Here is a 25,638-nt window from a genome sequence, read left to right on the forward strand (position 1 = left end):
TCTTATTCGCTATGCTATAGTGCGCGTCTCTGAGTGAGGCTGTATCAGAGGTTGTGAATCCTTTAACACACAGAAAAGAGCACGATGAAAACTCAAACTTCAGCACAGCGCCCTTATCAGGAAGTCGGAGAAATGCTCCGCCAGATGATCACGCAGAAGCAGTATGCGGTGGGCGAACGACTGCCGCCGGAGCGCGAACTCGCCGCGCTATTGAATGTGACGCGAACGCTGGTGCGTGAAGCGCTGATTATGCTGGAGCTGGAAGGATTAATTGAGGTGCGGCGTGGTGCAGGCATCTATGTGATTCACGATTCGCCGCAGCAACCTGTTTCGCTTCACAAAGCCAGCAACGATGCCGGGCCGTTCGAGATGTTGCAGGCGCGTCAGCTGCTGGAGAGCAATATTGCCGAGTTCGCCGCGCTGCAGGCGACGCGTGAAGACATCATGAAGATGCGTCAGGCGCTGGAGCTGGAAGAGAAAGAGCTGGCGTCCGGTGCGGTCAACCAAAGTGAAAACGGCGATCGCAATTTCCATCTGGCGATTGCCGAAGCCACCCATAACAGCATGCTGGTTGAGCTGTTTAAGCAATCCTGGCAGTGGCGCGAAGATAACGTGATGTGGAGCCAACTGCATCGCCATCTGGTCAACAACGATTACCGTAAACAGTGGCTCGACGATCACAAAAAAATCCTCGCGACGCTGATCAAAAAAGACGCGCGCGCCGCCAAGCTGGCGATGTGGCAACATCTGGAAAACGTGAAACAGCGGCTGCTGGAGTTCTCAGACGTTGATGATATCGATTTCGATGGTTATCTGTTTGAGTCATGGCCGCTGTACGCCACCCATAATCCGCCAAACTAATGTGCGTTAACGACTAATCTTGTAAGGCTAATTACCGAGAGCACACATTGAAGCGGCGCAAATCATTGCGCGCTAAATCGCGCCGCTACGAAAGGTGTGGTGATTCGGCACGGCGCTTGACTGATCGGCATTACGCCATTCAGGGCGACCTTACAACATCAACTCACCACGCTTAACGCCTGATCCTTTGCCAAAAAGAACGGCCTTAAATACGCCACGCTATTCGACAGCGGCAAAATTTCATCGCTAAGCTGAATGCCGATGGTTTCCCGCAGATAACGGCGGCGGGTTTCGATGCGCTGCCACAAAGCCGGATAATGGTTGCGGATGTCGCTTTGCAGCGCCGCATCGGCCAGTACCACGCACTCTTCGGCGCTGGCACCGCTGTAGCCCGGCACCGACGGGATGATATCAATTTGCAGCATCATGCCGCTCTTGAGCAATTCGGTGGACTGATGATAAATCGGCGACGACATCCACTCTTCGTCCGCCACCAGATGTCCCGGATTGAGGTGCCAGCCAAAACGGGCTTTCGGCAAAACCTGCTCGATAAGCTGGTACAGCGCACCACCGCTCATGCCGCAGCGAATGTTTTCCAGCCAGGCCACCACGGCTGAGAAATAGGGTTTGGCGATGCGCTCCAGATAATCTTGCTGGCCTTGCGGCAACTCACGTTGATCGGCAATGACGAAGCCGCTGCGGCTGGAGAGTCCACCTTTGAAAGCGGTGGTTAGCGAGAGCGGATCGCCGCGCTGCACTTTTTTATCGGTGGGATAGAGGTTCGCTTTGTCGAAACGGCTGCCGGTCGCGGCGATGGTGACCACCGAGTTGCATTGCCCTTCGGCGTGCAGTAACGCGCCCAATTCTGTTTCACGCACGCACACCTCAATGGCATTCAGCGCGTCCAGCATGCACTTTGACGCGAGGTTTGCGCCATATTCGTAATGGGCGATTTCATTGGCATTGCAGGTGGTGCGCGCGCCGTTATCGCCAATAAACAAATGGATGGCATTTTCTAACGTGGCGTCATCGCTGAGCGTGCGCTGAATGGCATCGACAATAAAGTACGGCAGATCAAACATCGCACGCCCATTGCCGGCGGCGGGCGTAAACATCTTCCAGCCCACCAGCCCGACTTTATGGCCGTTCGCTAAGCCCGCATCTTTGAAGAGACTTTCCAGCGGCACTTCATCGTCCATGGGCTGATTGGGAAGCGAGAAGTACGGCGTGTGCAGCAGCGCGGCCGCTGTGCGTGAGAAGCGCGCCATTTTCAGGTTTTCGTTGCCCAGCACCAGCGTGCAAGCTCCGGACTGATTCAGTAGCAGCAATCCCTCTTCGAAACGCGGGATAAATCCGGTCAGATATTCGAAATTGCCGCCGTGTTCCTTGTCGGCATAGATCACCAGCCAGTCAAAACCCTCGCGCTGCATGCTCGCCAGCAGCGCGTTCTTGCGCTGCACAAGCGTATCATCGGTGAGAAAAACCGGTTCAACGTCGCTGAACGTCATCGGCGCGGTAATCGGCCCGAACGTGATTGCCATGATGCACTTCCTCGCATTACAGAATGAGATGAGGATAGTCGCGTTTTTAGCGCAGCGGATTTTGATCCACGCGAAAAAAGGCGGAGGGGTGAGCTCCGCCTTGTCTCAAGTTCCAGTCAGTGTGCCTGACCGGTCAGTTGCAAAAGGGCAACGATGATTTGAAGAATGATGCGGACGATGTCCAGCAGCAATCGAACAAGTTCCATCACTTTCCTTCTCCTCTGAGAGGAGCGCGCCTTTCAGCTGCCGGGGCTTTGACTCCACCCGCCGACCGCCTAAGCACAATTGTGAGGAGTGCTGAGCGGCTCTCATTGTAAAAGCCACAGGCCAGCACCACCTGAAACCTGCCGGGATTTAACTATCCGCGCCCCTGGAGTCATCAGAAAAACAATGAGGCTTCGCTCGTCACTCAACACCTGTATAACCATACAGTATTATGGCAAAACTTGAAATATCTCGCCGCACATTTTATTATCGCTGTTGTGAGGAGTGCTGAGCACCCCGTTCGCGGCGCGGTTACCAGCCGTTTAGCGGACATAAAAAAAAGGATTTGGCTTAATGCCAAATCCTTTTTTATTACCTGCGATTAATTATCTGGCGGAACTGATACGCCAAATGGTATTTCCCGCATCATCGGCAATTAATACGCCGCCCTGCCGATCGGTGGCTAAACCGACCGGCAAACCGCGCACCTGCTTCTGATCGTCGGTGAGGAAACCAGTCACCACCGGCTGTGGTTGTCCCACCGGTTTCCCATTCTCGAATTTCACCCACACCACCTGATAGCCGTTGAGCGGCGTGCGGTTCCAGCTGCCGTGTTCGCTGATAAATGCCCCGCCGCGATACTGCGGCATATTATCCGCGCCGTAAAACAGCAGACCGAGTGGTGCGACGTGCGAACTCAGGGCGTAATCCGGTTTAATCGCCTTCTCCACCAGATCCGGCCTCTGCGGTTGCGCGCGCTCATCCACGTGCTGGCCATAATAGCTGTACGGCCAGCCGTAGAAGCCTTTGTCCTGCACCGACGTCATGTAATCCGGCACTAAATCAGAACCGATCTCGTCGCGTTCATTCACAATCGCCCACAGCTTGCCGCTCTGCGGCTCCCACTGCAATCCGGTGGGATTGCGCAGGCCGCTGGCATAAATCCGGCTGGCACCGCTGGCCGCATCCACTTCCAGCACCGCCGCACGGCGATACTCCTCGCCAATGCCGTTTTCCGTCACGTTACTGTTCGAACCTACGCCAACGTACAGCTTGCTGCCGTCGGGGCTGGCGAGCAGCGATTTGGTCCAGTGATGATTAATTGGCCCGCCCGGCAGCTCGGTCACTTCCACCGGCGGGGTGCGGATCTCGGTTTGCCCGGTTTCATACGGGAATTTCACCAGGCTATCGGCGTTCGCCACATACAGCGTGTTGCCCACCAGCTGCATACCAAACGGCGCCGTCAGGTTGTCGATAAAGCGATGTTGCTCCCATTTGCCGTTAACATTACGCAGCAAGGTAATGCGATTACCGCCCTCGCCGCCCTTGCCAGACGCTTTCTGCACAATGCCCATAATCAGCTGCTTCGGTGCGGTGGTCGGTTTCGGTGTGCCATTGGATTCCGCCACCAGCACATCATTGTTCGGCAGCACCAGCACCTGACGCGGATGCTGCAGATTGTCGGCGATCTTTTCGATCTTTAACCCATCCGCCACTTTCGGCATTTCACCGGCTTTCCACGGCGTGCCTTCCGGCACCTGCATCGGCGGCATAAAGAAGTTTTGCGCCTGCGGCAGTTCAGGATTCGCACCGATTTGCTTTTGAGGATCGATCAACGCTCCGTCGTCACAGGCGCTGAGCAGCATCGCGATGGCTACCGCACTGAGTAAGTGTTTCATACGCGACCTCCTTGCGTGCGACGTTCGCGCAACACCAGCTGCACGTTAGCGATCAGCAGCAGCGCCACCACCAGCGTCGACAGCGTGATGCCCAACGGCACCACCGCGTAAGCATCGCGACTGTGAATAAAGGCATTCACCACCGCCAGCACGATCGCCAGCAGCGACAGCCAGAAATGGGTTTTCTCATTCGGCCGCGCGCCACGGAATAAATAAACCAAACTGATTAAACGTGGCAGGATGGCCAGCACCAGACCTATAGCGATCAGCCAACTGGCGGATTTGGTCCACATGATGACGAAGGTTTGCAAATAGAGGATATCGAAAAACCAGGCGGCGACAAAAAAGCCCAGCGGCAACGGTTCCAGCAGCGTATACAACGTCACACCGAACACCGATCTTTCTGAGGTATGAAACATTACTCTCTCCCTTACCGTATTATTGTCAGATGGTGCACGCGTTTCGCTTTTATAAAACAACGTGCAGCCACCTGTGAAATATTAGTAAAGATAAACAGTAACGTTTAACACTTATCTAACACACTCTAACTTAAGACTTATCTGCCGGCAGGCTTACCCAATAACCCGGTTGATACGGCAAGGGCAGGAACTTTTCGTGAAACTCACGGAACGTGGCGTCCGGATCGAGATCGGCAAACAGTTCAGGATGCAGCCACTTCGCCAGCGTCTGAATCGCGACAAACTGATACGGGCTGTCGTAGAACTGATGCCAGATGGCATGCGCGTTACCGTTGTGCGCCACCGGCAGTGTTTTGAAGGCATCACGCATCATTAGCAGGCGTAAACGCGCCGTCGCTTCTTTCACATCCGCACCGGGCCCCACGCCAACCCATTTACCCACGGTGTTGTAGTTTTTCCAGTTCGCGCCTGTCACCACCACCACATCGGGACGGCTGGCGATGATCTGCTCGGGATTGAGTGTGCCGAACGTGCCTGGAATCAACGCTTTGGCGATGTTGCTGCCGCCCGCCAGTTCTACCATCTGGCCAAAGTTCTCGTTACCAAACGACATGCAGCACTCGTCGCTGTAGCCGCCAGCACGATCAATCATCACTTTCGGGCGCGTGCCGTTAAAGTTTTTCAGGCGATCGGTCACCTTTTCGATTTGCGCACGGCGGAACGCCACGATCTCTTCGGCGCGCTGTGGATTGTTAACCAGCTCGCCCATGATGCGGATGCTTTGCTCAGCATGCTCCATCGGCTTCTCGCGGAAGTCGATAAACACCACCGGCACGCCCACCGCTTGTAACTTCTCGATCAGCTTGCCTTCGTCGGTCGCGGCTTTGGATTCGAGGTTCATCAGCACCAAATCGGGCTTCAGCGTCAGCGCCTGTTCGACGTTAAAGGTGCCATCTTTCGCGCCACCAAAGGTCGGCAGCTTTTTGATCTGCGGATATTTCTTTTCATACGCCATATAGCCGTCGTAGTCGGCTTTATGGAAATCGTCACGCCAGCCCACCACGCGCTGGAACGGCGCAGCGGTGTCAAACGCCGCCAGCAAGTACATCTGACGCCCTTCGCCGAGAATGATTCGTTTAGACTCCTCCTTGACCTCGACCTGTCGTCCAGCCACATCGGTAATGGTTTTCGCCGCAGCGTGCCCCGCCACCGCCAGTAATCCCAGTGCTATCAGCCATGATTTCATTTAATACACCTAGAATGATAATGATTATTATTTAAATTTCGCGGCGTCACTATTACCTGGCAGACAGGAAATGAAAAGCCCTGGATACACATTTTTTTACATTCCCTGCGCTTTTTCCCGCTGTGCATTCGCTCACAAAACGCCCGTCATTCGTGAAAAACCTCACAGCGCACCGGGCAAATGCCCAATTAATCGCCACGCTATCCCGCGCTTTGGCTAATGCGTAAACAAAATGTGAACGCTAAATTACAAAATGAAACGACGTTTTATTTTTTATGTTAATACCCAGTTGGGCAAGCCACTGAGTTGAAGAAGGAGTTACCGTGAAGATCAGTGCCATTGATGTCACCCTGTTTAGCTACCCCACGCGCCGCGTCTCTGACAGCGCCGGACATTCGCATCCCGGTGCAGAGACCGATGCGCAAATGGCGCTGCTGACCATCACCAGCGAAGATGGCGATTGCGGCTACGCGTTTGCCCCCGCCGAAGTGATTCGTCCGCACGTGGTGAATGCCTTCTTCCGCAAGGTGCTGATTGGGCAAAATGCCTTTGATCGCGAGCGTCTGTGGCAGGATCTGGTGCACTGGCAGCGCGGTAGCGCCCATCAGCTCACCGAACGCGCGTTATCGGCGGTGGAACAGGCGCTGTGGGATTTGATTGGTCGCAAGCTCAAACAACCGGTCCACAAACTGCTTGGCGGTTATCGCGAGAAAATTCCCGCTTACGGCAGCACCATGTGCGGCGATGAGCTGGAAGGCGGTTTATCCACGCCCGATGAATACGCGCAGTTTGCCGAAAAACTGGTCGCGCGCGGTTATCAGGCCATCAAACTACACACCTGGATGCCGCCGGTGTCGTTCGCGCCCAGCACCCAAATGGACATCAAAGCCTGCGCTGCGGTGCGCGAAGCGGTCGGCCCGGACATCGCCCTGATGCTCGACGGCTATCACTGGTACAGCCGCAGCGAGGCGCTCACCATCGGCAAAGCGCTGGAAAAACTCAATTTCGCCTGGTTCGAAGAGCCGATGGAAGAGGAAAGCATGGCGTCGTACGCGTGGCTGGCGGAAAACCTCAGCATTGACGTGCTCGGCCCGGAAAGTCTCGGCGGCAAACACCACAGCCGCGCCGATTGGGTGCGCGCTGGTGCCTGCGACATTCTACGCGCTGGCGCTAACGGCGTCGGCGGCATCTCCGCCACCATGAAGGTCGCCAGCCTGGCCGAAGCCTTTGGTATGGATTGCGAAGTACACGGCAACGGTGCCGCCAGCATCGCGGTGGTCGGCGCTATCCGCAACTGCCGCTGGTACGAACGCGGTCTGCTGCATCCGTTCCTCGATTACGAACAGCCGCCGGCCTATCTCAACGCGCTGGTCGATCCCATGGACGCAGAGGGTTTTGTCCATCTGCCAACGCGTCCCGGACTTGGGGAGGACATCAATTTCGCGTGGATTGAGACGCACACGCTAAATCGCTGGTAAGCGCCCAACACAAGCAGTACGGCATAAAAACGATAAACCTCTGACCTGCTGGACTTTGCTTATGAACCTGATGAACCCCTGCAGAGCGTGGTGCGCCGCGCTGCTGCTGCTCACCTGTAGCCCATCGATGCTGGCGGCCACGCCAGACGACCAGCTGATTGTGGGCATGAACATGAATAACCTGCTCACGCTCGATCCCGCCGCCATGACCGGCAACGAAGTGGTCGGCATTGTCGTCAATCTCTATGACGGTTTAGTCGAGTTAGATCCGCAACAGCTCACCAACGTGCGCCCGGCGCTGGCTGAGCGCTGGGAGATCAGCCCCGACAATCGTCAACTCACCTTTCACCTGCGTGAAAATGTCACCTTCCACTCCGGCAATCCGTTGAGCAGCGCCGATGTAATCTGGTCGATGCGTCGCGTGCTGCACCTGAATCTGGCGCAGGCCTCGGTATGGAAATCTTACGGCTTCAGCAAAGAGAACGTGGATCAGATGATCAGCGCGCCGGATGCGCGCACGGTAGTGATTCGCCTGCCCAAGCCTAACGATCCCAAGCTGGTGCTCTATTCGCTGGCGGCGCTCGGCAGCATGGTGGTACTCGACAGCAAAACCGTGCAGGCGCAGGCGGTGAATAACGATTGGGGCAATCGCTGGCTCACCACCCACGAAGCGGGTTCCGGACCGTTCCGCCTGGATGTGTGGCAGGCCAAAGATGTGCTGCGCATCAGCCGCGATGCCCACTACTGGCGCGGTGCGCCGAAGCTGACGCGTGTGGTGTTCCGTCATCTGCAGGAGTCGCAAACCTTGCGTCTGATGATGGAGAAAGGCGATCTCGATATTGCCAGCAACATGGCGATCCCCGATGTAAAAGCGCTGCGCCACGATCCCGATCTCACCATCGACGCGGTACAAAAAGGCACGATTTATTACCTGGCGATGAGCATGAAGGACGATCACTTCTCCCATCCGCAGGTACGCGAAGCGCTGCGTTATCTGGTGGATTATCAGGGGATTAACAAAACGCTGATGGCCGGTTACGGCACGCTGCATCAGCGGCCAATTCAAGCCGGCATGCCGGCAACGTTGCCCGATCCTGGCTACAAGCTGGATGTGCCGCGCGCCAAAGCCTTGCTGGCCGCCGCCGGTTATCCCAACGGTTTTGATACCACGCTGCGCGTGCTGGCCGATCAGCCGTTCCTCAATGTCGCCATCGCGATTCAGTCCACGCTGATGCAGGGCGGCATTCGCGCCAAAATCATCACCGGCACCGGTAACCAGATTTACGGTGCGATGCGCGATCGTCAGTTCAATCTACTGGTCGGGCGCGGCGGCAGCGGCGTGGAGCCGCATCCGCACTCCAGCCTGCGCGCGCTGGTGTACAACCCCAATAACGCCGACAGCGCGCGCCTCACCAATTTTCAGGGCTGGCGCACCGGTTTTTATGACGCGCAGCTGAACAGCATGATCGATAAAGCGCTGCTGGAGCGCGATGTAAAACAGCAGCAGCAGGATTACTTCGCTATCCAGCAGCGCTACGACCAGCTGATTCCGGCGCTGATGCCGATCTCGCAAATGACCGATTCGGTGGTGGTGAATAATCGGGTGCAGGATTACGTGCCGCATCCATCGGCCACCACTTTCCTGCGTGACGTATGGAAAACGCCAGACAGCCTGGCGGGAGGTGCGCAATGAAGCTGACAAAAAGCCACTGGCGGCGCCTGCGTAGCCGCACCGTTCAGGTGGCGATCACGCTGTTTGGCCTGCTGTTGCTGACCTTCTTTATTGGTCGCGTGATGCCGCTCGATCCGGTGCTGGCGATTGTCGGGCCGGATGCCGATCACAACACCTATCAGCAGGTTTATCACCAACTCGGCTTCGATAAACCGCTGTGGGTGCAGTTTGGTATCTATCTGCAAGGCCTGCTGCACGGCAACCTTGGGCTGGCGCTACTGACCGGGCAGCCGGTGATCAACGATATCCTGCGCGTCTTCCCGGCCACGGTAGAACTGGCGACGCTGGCGATTGTGATTGGTACCGGCCTCGGCGTCCCGCTGGGCGTGTGGGCCGCCGCACGCCGCAACAGCGTGATTGACTATCTGGTGCGCATCATCAGCCTGGCGGGTTACTCCACGCCGATCTTCTGGGTGGGCATGGTGGGTCTGCTGCTGTTTTATGCCCATCTCGGCTGGGTCGGCGGCGCGGGCCGTGTTGATTTCAGTCTCGATGGCATTGTGCCGCGTAGCACCGGTTTTCTGCTGATCGATGCCTTGCTGGTGGGCGACTTCACGGTGTTCAGCAATGCACTCAATCATCTGATTCTGCCTGCGTCCCTGCTCGGCTTTCACTCGCTGGCCTACATCAGCCGCATGACGCGCAGCTTTATGCTGGCGCAACTGTCACAGGAGTTCATTTTAACGGCGCGGGTGAAAGGACTCAGCGAATGGCAGGTGATTTGGCAGCACGCGTTCCGCAATATTCTGGTGCAGCTGCTCACGGTGGTGGCGCTGGCGTACGGCTCGCTGCTGGAAGGCGCGGTGCTGATTGAAACCGTGTTCTCATGGCCCGGTTTTGGGTCCTATCTCACCGGCAGTTTGATGCTCGGCGATATGAATGCGGTGATGGGCTGCGTGCTGGTGGTCGGCCTGATTTTCGTGCTGCTCAATCTTCTCTCTGACCTGCTCTATCAGGTGTTCGATCCGAGGACCAAAGTATGACGATTTCTCTCGATACGCCGTTAGCCAGCCAGACGCGCGAACGGCTGGCGCGCTGTCGCCGCACCGGCGCGCGCATCGGCCATTTTCTCTGGCAAATGGCGCGCAACCCGCTAACCGCGATTGGCGGCGGCATCATTTTGCTGCTGCTGGTGGTGGCGCTGTTCGCACCCTGGATCGCGCCCTACCATCCGCTGATTCAGGATCTCAACAACGCACTGACGCCGCCCAACGCGCAGCACTGGTTTGGCACCGATGAGTTTGGCCGCGACATCTTCAGCCGTCTGGTGTGGGGCGCGCGCATCACGCTGTATATCGTGCTGCTGGTGTCGATCACCGTGGGTCCGCTGGGCTTGCTGCTCGGCGTCACCGCCGGTTACTTCGGCGGCAAAGTGGATAGCGTGTTGATGCGCGTCACCGACATCTTCATCTCCTTTCCTAGCCTGGTGCTGGCGCTGGCGTTTGTCGCCGCGCTCGGTCCGGGGCTGGAGCATGTGGTGATCGCCATTACGCTCACCGCCTGGCCGCCGATTGCCCGCCTGGCGCGCGCTGAAGCACTGTCGCTGCGTCAGGCCGACTTTGTCTCCGCGGTGCGCTTACAGGGCGCCTCGTCACTGCGCATTTTGTGGAAACACATTGTGCCGCTGTGCCTGCCTTCGGTGATTATCCGCATCACCATGAATATGGCGGGCATCATTCTCACCGCTGCCGGACTAGGTTTTCTCGGTTTGGGCGCGCAGCCGCCGGATCCGGAATGGGGCGCGATGATCGCCAGCGGCCGCACATACATGCTGGAGTGTTGGTGGGTGGTGACGGTGCCAGGTCTGGCGATTCTGATCAACAGCTTAGCGTTCAACTTCTTAGGAGATGGCTTACGTGACATCCTCGATCCCCGCAGCGAATAGCGCTGCACCGTTGCTCGACGTGCAGGATTTACAGGTCAATTTCGTCAATGGCCGGCTGGTGACGCCCGCCGTGCGCGGCATCTCCTTCCAGTTGGGCAAGGAGAAACTGGCGATTGTGGGTGAATCCGGTTCCGGCAAATCCACCGTTGGCCGCGCGCTGTTACAGCTGCATCCACGCAGCGCGCAGGTCACGGCACAGCGCATGCAGTTTGATGACGTGGACCTGCTGCGTGCCACGCCGGCACAGATGCGCGCCATTCGCGGCAAGCGCATCTCCATGATTATGCAGGATCCGAAATACTCGCTGAATCCGGTGGTGCGCGTGGGTGAGCAGATTGCTGAAGCCTGGCGCAGTCATCATCCCGGCCAGCGCGAGGTTGCGCGGCAGCGGGCGATGGAGATGCTCGAAGTAGTGCAGGTGCGCGATCCGGGCCGCATTTATCAATGTTACCCGCACGAAATTTCCGGTGGTCAGGGCCAGCGCGTGATGATCGCCATGATGCTGATTACCGATCCCGAGCTGCTGATTGCCGACGAACCCACTTCGGCGCTGGATGTTTCGGTGCGTTTGCAGGTGCTGGCGCTGCTGGATGATTTGGTGAAACAGCGCGGTCTGGGGCTGATTTTTATCAGTCACGACATCAATCTGGTGCGGCGTTTCTGTGACCGCGTGCTGGTGATGTATGCCGGGCGCGTGGTGGAGTCGCTGGCGGCCAGCGAACTCGATCAGGCGCAGCATCCCTATACGCAAGGCCTCCTCGCTGCACTGCCCGATATGGATCAGCGTCGCGCGCGTCTGCCGGTGCTGCAACGTCAGGCCAGCTGGCTGCAACCCTAAGGAGCAATGATGAACGAGATGATCCGCGTGAGTAATCTCAACCTCAGTTTTGGTGAGGAGGAGCGACGTAATCAGGTGCTGTTCGACGTCAATTTGTCGATTCATCAGGGTGAAATCTTTGGCCTGGTTGGCGAATCCGGATCGGGCAAAACCACGGTGCTGAAGTGCCTCGCCGGGCTGTTCACCCACTGGCACGGCGAGCTAGCGATTGATGGTGTGCCGCTGGCACATCGTATCGCGCGCGAGCGCTGCCGCAGCGTACAGATGGTGTTTCAGGATCCGTACGGATCGCTGCATCCACGCCACACCATCGGCGATATTCTCGAGGAGCCGCTGCAGATTCACGGCATCGGCCAGCGTCAGCAGCGCGTTATCGCCATGCTGGAGAAAGTTGGCCTCAATCGCGCGTGGCAAACCCGCTATCCGCACCAACTTTCTGGCGGTCAGCGCCAGCGCGTTGCCATCGCCCGCGCGCTGATTCTCGAACCGCGCGTATTGCTACTGGATGAACCGACCTCGGCGCTGGATGTCTCGGTGCAAGCGGAGATCCTCAATCTGCTTAGTGATCTGCAGCAGCAGGAGAAGCTGACCTACCTGATGGTGACGCACGATCTCGGCGTGGTGACGCATCTGTGCCATCGCGTGGCGGTGATGCAACATGGCAAAGTGCTGGAGACGCTGGATGTCGATGCGCTGGTGCACAATCGCGCGCAGGTGGCGTATACGCAGATGCTGGTGGATGCGAGCCGGCAGGATAACGGGATTTTAGCGTAGGGTCGCCATTCATGGTGACCACTTTACCAGGTGCGCATAAATGCGCACCCTACGAACATCATGGGGGAATTACTGCGTCAGTTCACGCACAAAATCCACGATCTCCTGATTCTGCCCATGTTCAAACAGGCAATGCTGCAGGCGCGGGCCGCTCACGGCGGTTTTCACCAGCTCAGGATCGATGGCGCGCAGTGAATCAAGGTAATTCTCTTTCAGCAGCGCCGCTTTCACTTCGTTCAGAATGCCCGCATTACGCACCTGCGGCTCTTTGCGCTCTGGCGGGTAGCCGTGCCCTTTTTCACCGGTAAAGGCTTTTTCGAAAATAAAGCGCAGGTTTAGTTCCGCGCCCCAGCCGAAGCCTTTGGCGAACGGCAGCGACAGCGCATTGCCGTTGTTGATTTGCGCAAAAAGGTAAGCATCCGCCGGATCGATGCAGTAGCCGCACACCACGCCGGGATGCAGGTTGAGCGACATCAACGCGCCCTGGCCGGTACCGCAACCGGCCACCACGAAGTCCACCGCTTTGCTGTTAAGCAGTACGTTGGCCATGATGCCGAGGTGAATATAGGTAAGATGGTGATCCTGTTCGTCGCTCATACCGACGTTAAACACCTGATGCCCGAGCGGTTGCGCCACAGACTGAAGCTCTTTCAACACCGTTGCGTTCTTCGCAGCCTGGCTGTTTTCCATCATCAAAGCGATTTTCATGATCCATCCTCAGATTAAATTGAAACACTGTTTCATTTTAATCAAAGAACGTTAAAATGCAGCCTTTAAATGCCTTTTTGACTGTGAGTTAAGTCACATATTGACGATGCAACCTGCAAGGAGAAATCATGTTTATCTTTAAAAGCGCAACCCGACTGGACGATTTAGGCAACGGCGTAACGCGCCGAATACTGGCGCACGGCGGCACCCTGATGGCGGTGGAAGTCACCTTTAAGCAGGGTGCCGTCGGTCCGCTGCATCACCATCCGCATGAGCAGCTCACCTATGTGCTGTCCGGACGTTTTGCCTCCACCATTGATGGCGTTACCAAAGAAGTGAGCGCCGGCGATACGCTGTATAAAGCGCCGAACATTGTGCACGGTTGTGTGTGTCTGGAAGCGGGCGTATTGCTGGATACCTTTACGCCGCAACGCGAGGATTTTCTGGCGGCACCTTAACGTGCCGCCAGAACGATTAGCGGGAAGCCCACCAAAGTCGCAGTTTCAGCCCCCAACCGCTGGTCCAGCCGCTGCTGGTGCTGATGCTGATGACTTTGCCCTGATGCAGCACGATAAAGGTCGGCGTGGCGTTGATATCCCAGCGCTGGCCGATTGCCCCGCTCTCATCATTGATCGCCACGCCTTGCAGCCCTTTCTTCTCCAGCCAGGTTGCCACGCGCGCGTCACTGCCGGAACGCAGCGCCACGCTCACCACCTTGTCACCTTCCTGACTCATCGCCGCCACGGTTGGCGTGGTGAGTTTGCACACCCCACACCAGGTTGCCCAGACGTACACCAGCACTGGCCGTTCCTGACTGAGTTCCGCCAGATTCACCTCACCTTGCAGCGAGGTCAGCGGTTGTTGCGCCAGGTCGGCAGGCAGCTGCGGTGCCCGCATCCAATCCATGCCCCACAGCGCAGCCGCGACAATCAGCACCAGCAGCAGTGCCTCACGCAGCCAGCGCTTTAATCGACTCATTGCTTCGCCTGCAGCGCGCCTTTCACTGCCGCTTCCAGCTGCTCATATGGCACCGCGCCGCTGATCATCTGGTCGCCCACCAGCGTGGCTGGCGTGCCCTGAACGCCGAGCTGCTGCGCCAGCGTCAGGTTGCTGTTGATGGTATCGAGGCTCACTTTGCTTGGCTCTTTCAGCTTGATGCCGGTTTTCTCCAGCGCCGCGTCGATGCTGGCGTTATCGTGATTGCCCTTTTTCGCCATCAAACGCTCATGCAGCTTTAGGAAGTTTTTCGGCTGTTGCTCCCACACGGTGAGCGCCAGACGCGCCGAGGTGAGAGAGGTTTCAGCACGGTACGGCAGCGGTTTAATCACCACCGCCACCTGCGGATAAGCCTTAATCAGTTTTTCGATATCGGCTTCAAACTTCTTACAGAACACGCAGTTGTAATCGGTGAAGTAGACCAGCGTCAGCGCCGGTTTTTCAGCGCCAATGCGCGGTGAACCGGCGTCGTTGAACAGCGCATCGTGGTTTTTCTTCACCATCTGCGCCACTACGTTTTGCTGCTGTTGCGCTGCTTCTTTATCAAAGGCATCAGCGGCTTCCGCCAGAATCGACGGATTCTGCACCAGGGTTTCACGGATCAGTTCTTTGATGCGCGCTTCCTGCTCAGGCGTAAAAGGCGCGGCCGCCAGTGCAGGCATGGCAAGGAACATCAGTGGCAGTAACAGGGATTTCTTCATTATTTTTTCGCCTCAGAGAGAGTGGAGATCACCGCTTCACGACTCAGCAGCGGTGACAAAATCTGGCCTTGCGGCAGTGCAGGGCCATAAATTTGGTTAAAAGGGATCGCCACGCGGTCGCGGCGGCGCAGGAATTCACCAATGGCGGGATCGGGCTGCGTCCAGTCGCCGCGCAGCAGTACCACATCATCGGCTTTGAGCGCAGCACGCACATCGGGCTGATTCAGGACGCGAGATTTATTCACTTTACAGGTGATGCACCAGTCGGCGGTGACATCGACAAACACCCGTTTATCCTGCTCAAGTGCCTGATGGATCGCCGCTTCGGTCAACGGCTGCCAGTGCAGCGCCTCCTCTTCCGGCGAGATACGCGTCATCAGGAACAGCGCTCCGGCCAGCGTCAGGGTGATAAACACCACGCCCGCCTGCTGCAGCGCGCGACGTTTCACCAGCCAGCCACACAACACCACGAGTAACACGCCCGCCAGCACCAGCGCGAAGGTGCTGCCCCAATGCGGCACCAGCAACGTCACCAGCCAGAAGGTGGCGAGCAGCATCAACAGGCCGAGCACGCTGCGCAGATGCAGCATCCAGCGCCCCGGACGCGGCAGGCAGCGCGCCATGCCCGGTAACGCCGCCACCAGCAACCATGGCAAACTCATGCCGACGCCGAGCGCGACAAACAGCAGCCATAGCTGCGGCAGCGGTGCCGTCAGCGCATAAGCCACCGCCGTACCGAGAAACGGCGCGCTGCACGGCGTGGCCAGCAAGGTGGCAAACGCGCCCTGGCCGAAGTGGCCGAGCAAGCCGTCGCCGCCCTGCGTCGCCAGTTTGGTATTCAAACCCGACGGCAAGCGGAAATGCAGCAGATCAAACAGGCTGGCGCTAAACAGGAACATCACCAGCACCATCACCAGCAGGAAGCCGCTGCTCTGGAACTGAATGCCCCAGCCCAGCGCCTGACCGCTGAGTCGCAGTCCCGTCATCAGCAGCGCCAATAGCAGGAAGGAGAAAATGATTCCAGCGCTGGAGGCGAGAAACTGCTGGCGCGTCTGACGCTGCGTTTGCCCTTGCTGCTGCACCAGGCTGCTGAGCTTGATCGCCAGCACTGGCAACACACACGGCATCAGGTTGAGGATCAAGCCGCCGAGCAGCGCCAGCAGCAACACCGACCATAAGGTTTGCGCCGCATCGCCGGACACCAGCGTTTCCGCGCCGATATTTATCGCGCTTTGCTGCGCAATGCCAGCATCCGCAACTACCAGCGACAGCGTTTTGCCGCGCAGATCCGGTGCCGCTTCGCCCCATTCATCGGTGACCGCTACGCGCGCGCTGAGCGTGTCGCCATTCACACGGATCGTCGGTGCCGCCAGCATGCTGCCCGGCGGATAATCGAAGAACAGTTCAGGTTGTTGCCAGCCGCCCTGACGCTGTGCGCGGATCTGCAATTCGCCATTTACAAAGCTGGCGTGGAGTTGATCGGTTAAGCCGCTAGCCGCCGGGATGCGCCCCATCGCCTCGGCGAAATCGCGGGCAAAATCGGCGTCTGCGGGCTGGGTCAGATCGAGGCTGAACAGGAAGTCGGTGAGGATGCAAACATCGCTACAGGTTGAGAGCGTCAGCGTTTCCACAAGTTGCTGGCTCGACAGTTTCGCCAGCTCGATCGGCAGCGTGATATCGCCTTTATAGCCTTGCGTGGTCAAGCCGCTGACGTCAAAACGCTCGGGCGCGGGCCAGAACCATTGCGCCTTGACCTCCGGGGTTTGCCAGCGGATTTCCGGCGCAACGCCGCCTTCGCCAGGCGTGCGCCAGTAGGTTTTCCAGCCGGGTTGCAGGCGAATATCCAGCAGCAGTTGCTGATTATCGTTGTGGCTGGCGCTGCGCAAGCGCACTTCGGCGTGGCTGTTTTGCGCATTGCGCAGCCAGCCGGTGTCTGCCGCCTGCGCAGTGATTGCGCAGCTCGCCAGCAGGAGCAGCAGGCTCCTGATCAATACAGTCATGTGAATTCTCCAGTGAATAACAGGGTTTACGCGATGTAACGCGCAGGTGTTATTCCCGGAAGACGCAAAAGGTCAGATGCCGCCGTCGCAGAGGTGGAAACAGCGGTGCGCGGCGATAGCCGACGCAAGTGGTGGTTTGTGTGAAGGTGGCGATCAGTGCCAGCAGCAACAGCAGGAAAGGCAATGCGGTATCAAGGATTGGCGCGGCGGCACTCAGCGATTTTGCGCTCAGCGCACAGGGTTTTTCGCTGCCGCTGGCATCATCACTGCTGTTGGTGTGCGCGGACGCGCTGACCTGCGCTAAAGGTGCGGAAGGCAAATTGAAGCTGCGCTGGACGAGACAAAACGCCAGCACCAGACAAACCAGTGCCAGAATCCATTTTGCGCGTGATAGCGATATCGTCATGCCGCAGCCTCAGAGAAAAGTGCGGGTATTTTAAGCATCTGCAGCAGAAACACCAAGCTTTGCTGTGTAAACTTTTGTCTTTGTGGTGCTCAACGCAGATCCGGCATCGTAGCGGCGCGATTTATCGCGCATCTAAACGAAGGCATATTATCCATCTAAACACGACGCAATATATGGCGCCGCTACGATGATTGCGGCCATCAAAATTTTATCGTTACACGGCGTTAAACAATATCATCCACCACGCCACCATCGACGCGCAGCGCGGCACCGGACGTCGCCGACGCCTGTTTCGAGCAAACATACACCACCATATTCGCCACCTCTTCCACCGTGGCGGCGCGTTGAATCACCGAACTTGGCCGCTGCGCCATCACAAACTCTTTCGCCAGCTCTTCCAGCGGCTTACCGGTGCGCTTCACCTCATCTTCCATCATCGCGGCAAAGCCATCAGAGAGCGTTGGGCCGGGCAACACGGTGTTTACCGTCACGCCGCTGCCCGCCACCACTTTTGCCAGACCGCGCGCCAGCGATAGCTGCGCCGTTTTACTCACGCCGTAATGCAGCATATCGGCGGGAATGTTCAAGGCTGATTCCGAGGAGATAAACACCACGCGGCCCCAACCACGCTGCACCATCTCCGGCAATAAAGCCCGCGACAGGCGCACGCCGGACATCACATTGGTTTGCCAATAGGCGTCCCAGGTGTCGTCATCCACTTCATAAAAATCCTGCGGACCGTAAATCCCGGCGTTATTCACCAGAATATCGATTGGCGGCAAGCCGTTAAGCAGTTGCTTAACGCCCTGGGCACTGCCGAGATCGGCGATAAAGGTGTGAATTTTGGCGCCCGCCACTAATCCGTTGAGCTTCTCGCGCGCACGACTCACCGAGGCTTCACTGCGCCCGTTCAGCACCACTTCCGCCCCGCTGGCCGCCAGACCTTGTGCAATGGCAAAACCGATACCGCCAGTTGATGCGGTAACTAAGGCTGTTTTTCCGTGTAAATCGATATTCATCATGCTTTCCTCTGTGAGCGTAATCACAAAGCCTGGTTCAGACAGGAGAAGATGCATTGACGAATCATGCGATGGTGCTGTCGGCCACAGGGCTGATGTGCGTTCAGCCTGCTGCCGACATTATTTAGCCCGAGGCCGATAAAGCCGGTTGAGCGCTGATCGGCAGCCGCAGTTGACGCTGTAACCAGGCGCAGGCTGCCGCCTGATCCGGATTGCGTGCGTTAAGCTGCAACACCGGACCCAGCGCCATCGGTTGGGCGGTTTCTGCTAACTTGCGCAGTTCTGGCAGATACTCCGCGCCCGGATGTCCCGGCATGCGATCGGTTAAACGAGCCTGATAACGTGTCACCGCCTCATCCGGCGTGATCGCCAGCCACAGCTCCAGCACCCGCGTCACGCCCGCCTGCTGCAATCCCTGCTGCAGCACCTCTTTCGGCTGGAAGCCAAACCAGGCATCGATGACATAGATACAACGCGTCGGTGCTTGCGCCACCACTTGCCAGATCGCCTGATACGCCGCACAACCTAACTGGCGATTGCGCAGGCGATCCACCGGCGCAAAGCTGGCCATAAACGGCTCTTTCAGGCTATCCAGCGTCAGCACCGGAAAGCCGAACTGCTCGGCCAGCGCGCGCGTTAGCGTGCTTTTGCCGGAAGCCGGAATGCCATTCACCAGCACGACAATTTTCTCTTCAGTGTCGGTTGTCATAGGATTTCTATCACCTCCGCGGCACTGCTGGCGTTGCGCAAGCGCACCAACGTCTCCTCATCCTCCAGCAGCGTAACAATCGCGCGGATGCCCTCTTCAATGTGGGCGTTGCTGTCACGCGCACCGAACATAATCACGATGTCGGCTTTGTCACTGCCGTCGAATGAGATCGGCTCATCCAGCACAATCATGCTGAAACAATCTTTCAGCACGCCGGTCTCCGGCCGCGCATGGGGAATGGCGATGCCCTCCTCAAACACGTAATAGGCACCATGCTCCAGCGTGTTAGCGATCACCGCTTCCGGGTAACTGGCTTTGATGTAACCGCCGTTCACCAGCGGCAGCGCCGCCAGCGCGATCACTTCGCGCCAATCCCTGGCGCTGATCCCCACCTGAATCGCACTTGCCTCCTGCAGCAGCTGTTTAATACTCATACTGCCTCCTTAAAACGATTTGCGAATGGTGTTACGCAGTTCATCAATTTTGACAAACAACGGATCAATTTCCTGACGATAGTGTCGACTTTTGGCAAAGATATTTAATGCACGATTATATTCCAGCATTAATTGTTTTTGCGTGTCTGTCGCCTGCGGATTATTGGCCAACTGTTTTTCCAGTTCGCTTATTTTCCCGCTGATGGTTTCAGCCTGAAGATCTATTTCCTGTGAATCCTGGCTCTTATTATCAGAGCCCTTTTTCAAGAATCCAAACATAGCATCTCCTGCCCCGAATGGCGCCGGGCACCTCAGGTTATTACGTCATGAGTAAGTCGGAATTAGCGGAACAGTTGAATCTTTTCTACCAGCACATTGGTCACGGCATCGTTGGCCGGCACAAGGAAATTACGCACGCTGTCGTTGACCTTGCCCTTTTCAAACGTCTGCTTGCAGTTCGCAACCCACTGCACATTCATCTCGGTGCCAACGTTGACTTTCTCAATCCCGCTGCGCACCGCAAGACGCATATCTTCATCGCTGACGCCGGTACCGCCGTGCAGCACCAGCGGCGTTTTAGTGGCATCGGTAATTTCCGCCAGGCGCTGATGCTGAATATGGGCTTTACCGGTGTACAAGCCGTGCACCGTGCCGATGGAGATCGCCAGCATATCGACGCCGGTTTCATCGACAAAGCGTTTGGCTTCATCGACGGTGGTAAACGCCGCATCGTTCATTTCCACCTCTTTGCCATCTTCCGACCCGCCAATCGCGCCCAATTCCGCCTCAACCGAAACCGCCAGCGGGCGCGCCATATCAATAACACGGCGCGTATTGGCGATGTTCTCTTCAATCGGTAAATGTGAACCGTCATACATAATTGAACTGAAGCCCGCATCCAGCGCGGTTTGGATAGCGTCCAAATCCGAACAGTGATCGAGGTGCAAACAGGTCGGCACGTTACGGCTTTCAGACAATGAGCGAATCGCATCCACCAATAATTTATGTCCGAGATATTTGGCGGTTCCGGTTGAGATCTGAATCATTAATGGGCTATTCGTTTTCTCCGCTGCTTTAAAAAAGGCGGGCAACATTTCCAGACAGTGCAAATTAAAGGAACCGAGCGCTTTAAATTCACGTTCTTTAGCCACCTGTAACAGATCGGTAAAGTTATAAAGTTTCATGGAGCTTTTCCTCATGGGATTTAGACTTGGTGGATTTTCCGTTAACAAACCAGGCGATGAGAGTAATAAAGGCGATAAACAGCGCGACGAACAGCCAGTTATTCTGGAATGCATGGCCGAGCACCAGGCCGGTACTGATGACATCCGAATCACTGAAGGTGACTCCGGTAAAACCGTAGCTTTCCAGCATCGGCACCAGAATCGCCGGCAGGAAGGTAATGAACAGACCGTGCACGAAACCGCCAATCATTGCGCCGCGACGCCCACCGAGCGCATTACCGAACACGCCTGCGGTGCCACCGGCAAAGAAGTTAGTCAGCAATCCTGGCAGAATCATCGCCAGACCAAACATCGGGAACACCAGCATGCCAACCACCGAACCCAGCGTGGTGGCGAGGAAGCCGACGATCACCGCGTTCGGGGCGTACGGGAACATCACTGGGCAGTCGAGCGCCGGTTTTGCATCCGGCACCAGACGCATGGCGATACCACGGAAAGCCGGCACCAGTTCATTCAGCAACAGACGCACGCCGCTATACAGCACGAACACACCGCACACGAACTGAATCGACTGCATAAAGGCGTACATCAGGTAGTTCATGCCGTTGCTGTACTGGCCGATAAATTCCGGACCGGCGGCGACCGCAGGGATCAGGTACATCGGCACCATCACCACCGCCATCGACAGATAGGTGTCCTGCAGGAATTTAAAGTTATCGGGCAGTTTGAGATCTTCGGTGGAGCGTGACCCTTTGCCCACCACCTTTGCCACCGCCGCCGTCAGCAGATAGCCAATGGTGCAGAAGTGCCCGAGCGCCACGTCGTCAGAATCGGTGATGCGGCGCACCACCGGTTGGGCCAGTGCAGGCATCACCACCGCCATAATGCCGCCAAAAATGCCGCCGGTAAGGATCAGAGGTAAACCTGTCAGCCCCGCTTTATAGCCAATCACCGCACCGATGGTCGCCATCCACAGCAGTGCCTGTCCGGTAAGGAAGATGTATTTGAACGGTGTCAGACGCGCAATGATGATGTTGACGATAAAGATCACCAACAGCGTCAGCGCCACTTCTGAACCCAGCTCGCGGTTTGCTAACCCGGCAATGGCGGCAACGTCGGTGATATAACCCTGCATGCCAAAGCCGTGGGTGAAAATGGTGTTCAGGAAGGTCAGCGTACCGACAATAATGTTGATACCGGCCATCATAATTAAGAAACCGAGCAGAGTTTTAAAGGTGCCTTCCACCACCTTGCCCGCCGATTTTTTTTGCAGTAGCAGACCAATCAGGGCAATAAAGGCGATCAGTATCGATGCCTGCCCCAATAAGTCTTTTACCAGGAAGTCGATGACACTATTCATGATTAGCAACCTTTAAGTTACGTTCTTTCATAAACGCCACGATTTTCTCTTCAATTTCTGCTTTGTCGGTCAGCTTATTGAGAATAATCACCCGCTTGATCTGTTCCGGGCTGGCATCGGCATTTAACACATCAGCAAAGGCTTTCTGGGTTAAAATCATGTCGGATTTAAAGGCGTTGGCTTCAGAAATGGTGGTGTGATCAATATCAGCATCAATTTCGAGTTTCTTTAATACTGACTTGGCGCTCATTTCAATCGCAAAGCTTGAACCCAAACCACATCCACAGACACATAATATTTTCAGCATGGCTATTTCCTCACAGAATTTGCAGTTGTTTAGCGAGTTTATAATGATGCCCTTCCGTATCGACCAGGCGTTTTTTCATGCTTATTAAATCAATCGGAATCGGTCGATTACTGCCATTAATAATCACCGCTTTATTGCGCATTCCCGACTGAATACAACGCGCGACTTCACTGGCCATAATGGTGCCCTGATAAATCTCTTCACAGGTAGGATCGCCATTACGCAGGCCATAACCGATAATCGTTTTACGAATACGCACACCAATTAACGGTTCAATTTGTTTAATTAAGGTATCGATAGCACCCTGAAAGCCCGGCGAATATTCACGGGTATAGCCTTCCGAGCACAAAATTATCACGCTGTTCTGCGCCGCCAGCCGCTGCGTGATGCGCTCCGCCAGCTCCTGCGGTGCAATCTGGCATTCCGGGATCAGCGCGAAATCGGCATTGGATTTGATCGCTGACTGCAAGGTTAATTCACCGCAATAACCGCCCAGCAGCTCCACCATAAATACACGACCGGTTAAGGCGCGGCCGGTATTACGTAACTTCGCCACCTCTTTTAACACCTGCTCACAGGCGGTGGAGAAACCGATGCTGTAATCACTGCCAAAGACATCGTTATCGATGGTCATGCCGACGCCAAAACAGTTGACACCAAATTCGCTCAGCGTATGCAGGAATTGTAATGAACCATCTCCGCCCGCCATAATTAATACATCGATGCGCAGCGATTTAAGGTGTTTGGCGATCATCTCATATTCCGGGCGAATTAATTTCTTGCTGGTTCGTCCCGATTGCATCACCGGAATAGCGGCGATGGCGTAATCCACTAAATCACGTTGGGATATTTCCTGGTGATTGTTTTCCAGCAAACCTGGAATACCACCATTAAATAACACCATTTCCGCTTGTGTTAAGCGCGATATTTGATACACAAAGTTATTAATCCCGGTGACATCGCCACCGCTGATCACCATGCCAATTCTCATTGTCATCATCCTTTATGCTGTGCGTCTGGAATTCATTCTTCCGATTAACCGCATTGTTATTTGCAACGAATGTCACACTTTTGCGATGAATTTCCCGAGTGAGATAATTGACAGCATCCAACAAAGGCTTATTTTTGTGATATAAATCACATGGCATTTTTCACCTTAAAACCTTAATAACAAATAAAATCATAGGTTTATATTTGTTTTGCGCAGTAAAATCAGCAAGCCAAATAAACGCGCCCTTGGCGATTTTTATTTCGATCTATTTTGTGATTTCCCGCGCATTTTTATCGGTTCCTGCCGGTTATTCCGTAAAGTAAAAAGGGATAATGATTCCGTGCGTTATTTACGCGTCAGGGCCAGTGAATGATTGACTCAGTGCAGCTGCGCTTGTCCAATACCGTGGCAGATAAAGAATAAAGAAGAGAAAAATGAGCATGCAGAAGGATATTTTGCTTAAGTTGGCCGCGGTGGTGGGTGACAAACAGTTATTAACCCATGCGGATGATAAAGCCTGGTACATAAAGGGGTTCCGCGTCGGGCGCGGTGACGCGCTGGCGGTGGCGTTACCGCAAACCTTGTTGCAGCTGTGGCAAACACTGCAGGTGTGCGTGGCGCACGATGTGATTGTGTTGATGCAGGCGTCAAATACCGGCGTCACCGGCGGCTCAACGCCTGACGGCAATGATTACGACCGCGATATCGTGATCATCAGCACCCGCCAGCTCAAAGGCGTGCAGGTGATCGATCAGGCGCGCCAGGTGATCGCCTTCCCCGGCACCACCTTGACTGAACTGGAGCACACCTTACAGCCGCTCGGTCGAGAGCCGCACTCGGTGATTGGATCATCCTGCATCGGCGCGTCGGTGGTCGGCGGGATCTGTAATAATTCCGGCGGCTCGCTGATTCGGCGCGGCCCCGCGTTTACCGAAAAATCCCTGTTCGCCCGTATTCATGAGGATGGTCGTCTGGAGATGGTTAATCATCTCGGCATCGAGTTGGGCGACACGCCAGAAGTGATGCTTGAAAACCTGGCGCAGCAGCAGTATCACACCGGCGAGCAAGCCGATTGGCAGGGTAAAATCTGGGCCGATGACTACGCCGACCGCTTACGAGATGTGACCGCGGATTCCCCAGCACGCTTCAATGGCGATCTGCGCTACTTGCACGACAGCTCGGGCAGCGCCGGTAAAGTGATGGTTTTCGCTGTACGTTTGCCCACCTTCGAAGCCAGCGCCGGCAGCGACACCTTCTACATCGGCACTAACGATGAGAACGTGCTGGTGGCGCTGCGCCGTTTCCTGCTAACCGAAATGAGCGAACTGCCGCTGCAGGCGGAATATATTCATCGCAACGCCTTCGATTTAACCGTGCGCTACGCCAAGCATATGTATCTGGCGATTCGCAAACTGGGCCCGCAGGCCATTCCGCAGATGATGGCCAATAAAGCCAAATGGGATGTGCACGTCAGCCACCTGAAATTCCTGCCGCGCAATTTTGTTGATCGGGTGCTGCAATTCTTCAACCAATTGACGCCGAGCTTTATCGCGCCGCGCATCATGGATTACCGCAGCGAGTATCAACATCATCTGATGATCAAAGTAGAGTCGCCGCAAACCGCCGAATTACAGCGCTTGTTACAGCAGTTCTTTGCTGAGCAGCAAGGCGGCTTTTTCCGCTGCAATACGCGTGAAGCGGCGGATGCGTTTTTAGTGCGTTTCGGCGTGGGCGGCTGCACCATTTCCTACTGCGACGCGCTGGGCTATAACCCCAACGAGCGGCTGGTGGCCTTCGACGTGGCGCTGCGTCGCAATGATGACGCGTGGCGTTTGACGCTGCCCGATCATCTGGCGGCGCAGGTACAGGTTGATTCGTGTTGCGGGCACTTCTTCTGCTTCGTCAATCATCAGGATTACGTGCTGAAATCCGGCTACGACGCGAAAGTGTTTAAGGAAGAGGTGAAACGGTATCTGGAACAGCGCGGCGCGAAGTATCCCGCCGAGCACAATGTTGGGCACCTTTATCAGGCGTCGTGTGAGCATGTCGCGCACTGGAAACAGCTTGATCCCACCAACAGCTGTAATCCAGGGATTGGTAAAACCAGTAAGAAGAAGTTTTGGCGGGAGATGTAGCATCGCACGTAGAGTGCGCATTCATGCGCAC

General features: G+C 56.2%; 26 protein-coding genes. 9 read left to right on the forward strand and 17 right to left on the reverse strand.

From position 1 onward, the window contains the following. The first annotated feature begins 84 nt into the window (after window positions 1-84). Window positions 85-861, forward strand: a complete 777-nt coding sequence (gene uxuR / locus Q3H59_RS10690; protein WP_137385745.1) for a Uxu operon transcriptional regulator — start codon at window positions 85-87, stop codon at window positions 859-861. 158 nt (window positions 862-1,019) lie between these two features. On the opposite strand, the gene Q3H59_RS10695 is transcribed toward uxuR, so the two are convergent. The 4 genes from Q3H59_RS10695 to Q3H59_RS10710 form a co-directional block, all read right to left on the reverse strand. Beyond that, complete coding sequence (locus Q3H59_RS10695; protein WP_309834741.1) at window positions 1,020-2,402, reverse strand: M24 family metallopeptidase; 1,383 nt, start codon at window positions 2,400-2,402, stop codon at window positions 1,020-1,022. Between the two features lie 590 nt (window positions 2,403-2,992). Beyond that, window positions 2,993-4,285, reverse strand: coding sequence for a sorbosone dehydrogenase family protein (locus Q3H59_RS10700; protein ID WP_101764461.1), 1,293 nt, complete (start codon window positions 4,283-4,285; stop codon window positions 2,993-2,995). After that, a complete protein-coding gene (locus Q3H59_RS10705; RefSeq protein WP_309834744.1) occupies window positions 4,282-4,704 on the reverse strand; it encodes a DUF2231 domain-containing protein in 423 nt (140 codons plus the stop codon). The genes Q3H59_RS10700 and Q3H59_RS10705 overlap by 4 nt, the downstream gene beginning before the upstream one ends. A gap of 130 nt (window positions 4,705-4,834) precedes the next feature. Next, window positions 4,835-5,950, reverse strand: a complete 1,116-nt coding sequence (locus Q3H59_RS10710; protein WP_309834746.1) for an ABC transporter substrate-binding protein — start codon at window positions 5,948-5,950, stop codon at window positions 4,835-4,837. A gap of 323 nt (window positions 5,951-6,273) precedes the next feature. Between Q3H59_RS10710 and Q3H59_RS10715 the strand changes: the two genes are divergently transcribed. The 6 genes from Q3H59_RS10715 to Q3H59_RS10740 all read left to right on the forward strand — a co-directional run bounded on the left by Q3H59_RS10715 (window position 6,274) and on the right by Q3H59_RS10740 (window position 12,657). Then, window positions 6,274-7,428 (forward strand): mandelate racemase family protein, encoded by a 1,155-nt coding sequence (locus Q3H59_RS10715; RefSeq protein WP_192411886.1) that lies wholly within the window; start codon window positions 6,274-6,276, stop codon window positions 7,426-7,428. A gap of 61 nt (window positions 7,429-7,489) precedes the next feature. After that, the gene (locus Q3H59_RS10720) at window positions 7,490-9,121 is read left to right on the forward strand and encodes an ABC transporter substrate-binding protein (protein ID WP_309834749.1); all 1,632 of its coding nucleotides are present in this window, start codon (window positions 7,490-7,492) and stop codon (window positions 9,119-9,121) included. Then, window positions 9,118-10,143, forward strand: coding sequence for an ABC transporter permease (locus tag Q3H59_RS10725; RefSeq protein ID WP_309834751.1), 1,026 nt, complete (start codon window positions 9,118-9,120; stop codon window positions 10,141-10,143). The genes Q3H59_RS10720 and Q3H59_RS10725 overlap by 4 nt, the downstream gene beginning before the upstream one ends. Then, the gene (locus Q3H59_RS10730) at window positions 10,140-11,045 is read left to right on the forward strand and encodes an ABC transporter permease (RefSeq protein WP_176972282.1); all 906 of its coding nucleotides are present in this window, start codon (window positions 10,140-10,142) and stop codon (window positions 11,043-11,045) included. Before Q3H59_RS10725 ends, Q3H59_RS10730 begins: the two co-directional genes overlap by 4 nt. Beyond that, entirely contained in the window at window positions 11,017-11,883 is an 867-nt protein-coding gene (locus Q3H59_RS10735; RefSeq protein ID WP_309834754.1) for an ABC transporter ATP-binding protein, read from the forward strand. Before Q3H59_RS10730 ends, Q3H59_RS10735 begins: the two co-directional genes overlap by 29 nt. 18 nt (window positions 11,884-11,901) lie before the next feature. Further along, window positions 11,902-12,657 (forward strand): ABC transporter ATP-binding protein, encoded by a 756-nt coding sequence (locus tag Q3H59_RS10740; protein ID WP_309836679.1) that lies wholly within the window; start codon window positions 11,902-11,904, stop codon window positions 12,655-12,657. A gap of 69 nt (window positions 12,658-12,726) precedes the next feature. On the opposite strand, the gene Q3H59_RS10745 is transcribed toward Q3H59_RS10740, so the two are convergent. Then, window positions 12,727-13,365 (reverse strand): RpiB/LacA/LacB family sugar-phosphate isomerase, encoded by a 639-nt coding sequence (locus tag Q3H59_RS10745; RefSeq protein WP_277974829.1) that lies wholly within the window; start codon window positions 13,363-13,365, stop codon window positions 12,727-12,729. A gap of 128 nt (window positions 13,366-13,493) precedes the next feature. On the opposite strand from Q3H59_RS10745, the gene Q3H59_RS10750 reads away from it, so the two are divergent. Next, entirely contained in the window at window positions 13,494-13,823 is a 330-nt protein-coding gene (locus tag Q3H59_RS10750; protein ID WP_309834756.1) for a cupin domain-containing protein, read from the forward strand. Between the two features lie 16 nt (window positions 13,824-13,839). Here the strand turns inward: Q3H59_RS10750 and Q3H59_RS10755 are convergent, their stop codons facing one another. The 12 genes from Q3H59_RS10755 to Q3H59_RS10810 all read right to left on the reverse strand — a co-directional run bounded on the left by Q3H59_RS10755 (window position 13,840) and on the right by Q3H59_RS10810 (window position 23,472). Then, window positions 13,840-14,343 carry a protein disulfide oxidoreductase gene (locus Q3H59_RS10755; RefSeq protein ID WP_309834758.1) on the reverse strand — a complete coding sequence of 168 codons (504 nt, stop codon included), beginning with the start codon at window positions 14,341-14,343 and terminating at the stop codon, window positions 13,840-13,842. After that, window positions 14,340-15,062, reverse strand: a complete 723-nt coding sequence (locus Q3H59_RS10760; protein WP_110866094.1) for a DsbA family protein — start codon at window positions 15,060-15,062, stop codon at window positions 14,340-14,342. The genes Q3H59_RS10755 and Q3H59_RS10760 overlap by 4 nt, the downstream gene beginning before the upstream one ends. Next, window positions 15,062-17,062, reverse strand: a complete 2,001-nt coding sequence (locus Q3H59_RS10765) for a protein-disulfide reductase DsbD domain-containing protein (protein WP_309834761.1) — start codon at window positions 17,060-17,062, stop codon at window positions 15,062-15,064. The genes Q3H59_RS10760 and Q3H59_RS10765 overlap by 1 nt, the downstream gene beginning before the upstream one ends. Before the next feature lie 49 nt (window positions 17,063-17,111). Next, window positions 17,112-17,468 carry a hypothetical protein gene (locus tag Q3H59_RS10770; RefSeq protein WP_101764474.1) on the reverse strand — a complete coding sequence of 119 codons (357 nt, stop codon included), beginning with the start codon at window positions 17,466-17,468 and terminating at the stop codon, window positions 17,112-17,114. Window positions 17,469-17,692: 224 nt separating this feature from the next. Then, window positions 17,693-18,487: an SDR family NAD(P)-dependent oxidoreductase gene (locus Q3H59_RS10775; RefSeq protein WP_192411979.1), complete on the reverse strand. Its 795-nt coding sequence runs from the start codon at window positions 18,485-18,487 to the stop codon at window positions 17,693-17,695. Window positions 18,488-18,611: 124 nt separating this feature from the next. Further along, the gene (locus Q3H59_RS10780) at window positions 18,612-19,196 is read right to left on the reverse strand and encodes an AAA family ATPase (RefSeq protein WP_192411893.1); all 585 of its coding nucleotides are present in this window, start codon (window positions 19,194-19,196) and stop codon (window positions 18,612-18,614) included. Then, the gene (locus Q3H59_RS10785) at window positions 19,193-19,630 is read right to left on the reverse strand and encodes a PTS sugar transporter subunit IIA (protein WP_091003163.1); all 438 of its coding nucleotides are present in this window, start codon (window positions 19,628-19,630) and stop codon (window positions 19,193-19,195) included. Before Q3H59_RS10785 ends, Q3H59_RS10780 begins: the two co-directional genes overlap by 4 nt. Before the next feature lie 9 nt (window positions 19,631-19,639). After that, window positions 19,640-19,909 carry a hypothetical protein gene (locus tag Q3H59_RS10790; RefSeq protein WP_222210468.1) on the reverse strand — a complete coding sequence of 90 codons (270 nt, stop codon included), beginning with the start codon at window positions 19,907-19,909 and terminating at the stop codon, window positions 19,640-19,642. 62 nt (window positions 19,910-19,971) lie between these two features. Continuing rightward, entirely contained in the window at window positions 19,972-20,814 is an 843-nt protein-coding gene (locus Q3H59_RS10795) for a class II fructose-bisphosphate aldolase (RefSeq protein ID WP_101764478.1), read from the reverse strand. Then, entirely contained in the window at window positions 20,801-22,174 is a 1,374-nt protein-coding gene (locus Q3H59_RS10800; RefSeq protein ID WP_008110085.1) for a PTS sugar transporter subunit IIC, read from the reverse strand. The genes Q3H59_RS10795 and Q3H59_RS10800 overlap by 14 nt, the downstream gene beginning before the upstream one ends. Then, window positions 22,167-22,481 carry a PTS sugar transporter subunit IIB gene (locus tag Q3H59_RS10805; RefSeq protein ID WP_008110086.1) on the reverse strand — a complete coding sequence of 105 codons (315 nt, stop codon included), beginning with the start codon at window positions 22,479-22,481 and terminating at the stop codon, window positions 22,167-22,169. The genes Q3H59_RS10800 and Q3H59_RS10805 overlap by 8 nt, the downstream gene beginning before the upstream one ends. 10 nt (window positions 22,482-22,491) lie before the next feature. Further along, window positions 22,492-23,472: a 6-phosphofructokinase gene (locus tag Q3H59_RS10810; protein ID WP_222233501.1), complete on the reverse strand. Its 981-nt coding sequence runs from the start codon at window positions 23,470-23,472 to the stop codon at window positions 22,492-22,494. Window positions 23,473-23,906: 434 nt separating this feature from the next. Here Q3H59_RS10810 and dld point away from each other — a divergent pair, with 434 nt between their 5' ends. Then, window positions 23,907-25,607, forward strand: coding sequence for a D-lactate dehydrogenase (gene dld / locus Q3H59_RS10815; protein WP_309834768.1), 1,701 nt, complete (start codon window positions 23,907-23,909; stop codon window positions 25,605-25,607). Window positions 25,608-25,638 lie beyond the last annotated feature (31 nt).

The organism is Pantoea sp. SORGH_AS_0659 (genome assembly GCF_031453915.1).
GTDB classification, from domain to species: domain Bacteria; phylum Pseudomonadota; class Gammaproteobacteria; order Enterobacterales; family Enterobacteriaceae; genus Pantoea; species Pantoea leporis.

Excerpts from the sequence above, each read along its gene's own strand:
- dld (WP_309834768.1), top strand. The coding sequence starts at position 23,907 with ATGAGCATGCAGAAGGATATTTTGCTTAAGTTGGCCGCGGTGGTGGGT.
- Q3H59_RS10710 (WP_309834746.1), bottom strand. The coding sequence starts at position 5,950 with ATGAAATCATGGCTGATAGCACTGGGATTACTGGCGGTGGCGGGGCAC.
- Q3H59_RS10750 (WP_309834756.1), top strand. The coding sequence starts at position 13,494 with ATGTTTATCTTTAAAAGCGCAACCCGACTGGACGATTTAGGCAACGGC.
- Q3H59_RS10695 (WP_309834741.1), bottom strand. The coding sequence starts at position 2,402 with ATGGCAATCACGTTCGGGCCGATTACCGCGCCGATGACGTTCAGCGAC.
- Q3H59_RS10700 (WP_101764461.1), bottom strand. The coding sequence starts at position 4,285 with ATGAAACACTTACTCAGTGCGGTAGCCATCGCGATGCTGCTCAGCGCC.
- Q3H59_RS10720 (WP_309834749.1), top strand. The coding sequence starts at position 7,490 with ATGAACCTGATGAACCCCTGCAGAGCGTGGTGCGCCGCGCTGCTGCTG.
- uxuR (WP_137385745.1), top strand. The coding sequence starts at position 85 with ATGAAAACTCAAACTTCAGCACAGCGCCCTTATCAGGAAGTCGGAGAA.
- Q3H59_RS10810 (WP_222233501.1), bottom strand. The coding sequence starts at position 23,472 with ATGAGAATTGGCATGGTGATCAGCGGTGGCGATGTCACCGGGATTAAT.
- Q3H59_RS10765 (WP_309834761.1), bottom strand. The coding sequence starts at position 17,062 with ATGACTGTATTGATCAGGAGCCTGCTGCTCCTGCTGGCGAGCTGCGCA.
- Q3H59_RS10705 (WP_309834744.1), bottom strand. The coding sequence starts at position 4,704 with ATGTTTCATACCTCAGAAAGATCGGTGTTCGGTGTGACGTTGTATACG.
- Q3H59_RS10780 (WP_192411893.1), bottom strand. The coding sequence starts at position 19,196 with ATGACAACCGACACTGAAGAGAAAATTGTCGTGCTGGTGAATGGCATT.
- Q3H59_RS10800 (WP_008110085.1), bottom strand. The coding sequence starts at position 22,174 with ATGAATAGTGTCATCGACTTCCTGGTAAAAGACTTATTGGGGCAGGCA.
- Q3H59_RS10755 (WP_309834758.1), bottom strand. The coding sequence starts at position 14,343 with ATGAGTCGATTAAAGCGCTGGCTGCGTGAGGCACTGCTGCTGGTGCTG.
- Q3H59_RS10740 (WP_309836679.1), top strand. The coding sequence starts at position 11,902 with ATGATCCGCGTGAGTAATCTCAACCTCAGTTTTGGTGAGGAGGAGCGA.
- Q3H59_RS10730 (WP_176972282.1), top strand. The coding sequence starts at position 10,140 with ATGACGATTTCTCTCGATACGCCGTTAGCCAGCCAGACGCGCGAACGG.
- Q3H59_RS10785 (WP_091003163.1), bottom strand. The coding sequence starts at position 19,630 with ATGAGTATTAAACAGCTGCTGCAGGAGGCAAGTGCGATTCAGGTGGGG.
- Q3H59_RS10805 (WP_008110086.1), bottom strand. The coding sequence starts at position 22,481 with ATGCTGAAAATATTATGTGTCTGTGGATGTGGTTTGGGTTCAAGCTTT.
- Q3H59_RS10775 (WP_192411979.1), bottom strand. The coding sequence starts at position 18,487 with ATGAATATCGATTTACACGGAAAAACAGCCTTAGTTACCGCATCAACT.
- Q3H59_RS10770 (WP_101764474.1), bottom strand. The coding sequence starts at position 17,468 with ATGACGATATCGCTATCACGCGCAAAATGGATTCTGGCACTGGTTTGT.
- Q3H59_RS10745 (WP_277974829.1), bottom strand. The coding sequence starts at position 13,365 with ATGAAAATCGCTTTGATGATGGAAAACAGCCAGGCTGCGAAGAACGCA.
- Q3H59_RS10795 (WP_101764478.1), bottom strand. The coding sequence starts at position 20,814 with ATGAAACTTTATAACTTTACCGATCTGTTACAGGTGGCTAAAGAACGT.
- Q3H59_RS10790 (WP_222210468.1), bottom strand. The coding sequence starts at position 19,909 with ATGTTTGGATTCTTGAAAAAGGGCTCTGATAATAAGAGCCAGGATTCA.
- Q3H59_RS10725 (WP_309834751.1), top strand. The coding sequence starts at position 9,118 with ATGAAGCTGACAAAAAGCCACTGGCGGCGCCTGCGTAGCCGCACCGTT.
- Q3H59_RS10760 (WP_110866094.1), bottom strand. The coding sequence starts at position 15,062 with ATGAAGAAATCCCTGTTACTGCCACTGATGTTCCTTGCCATGCCTGCA.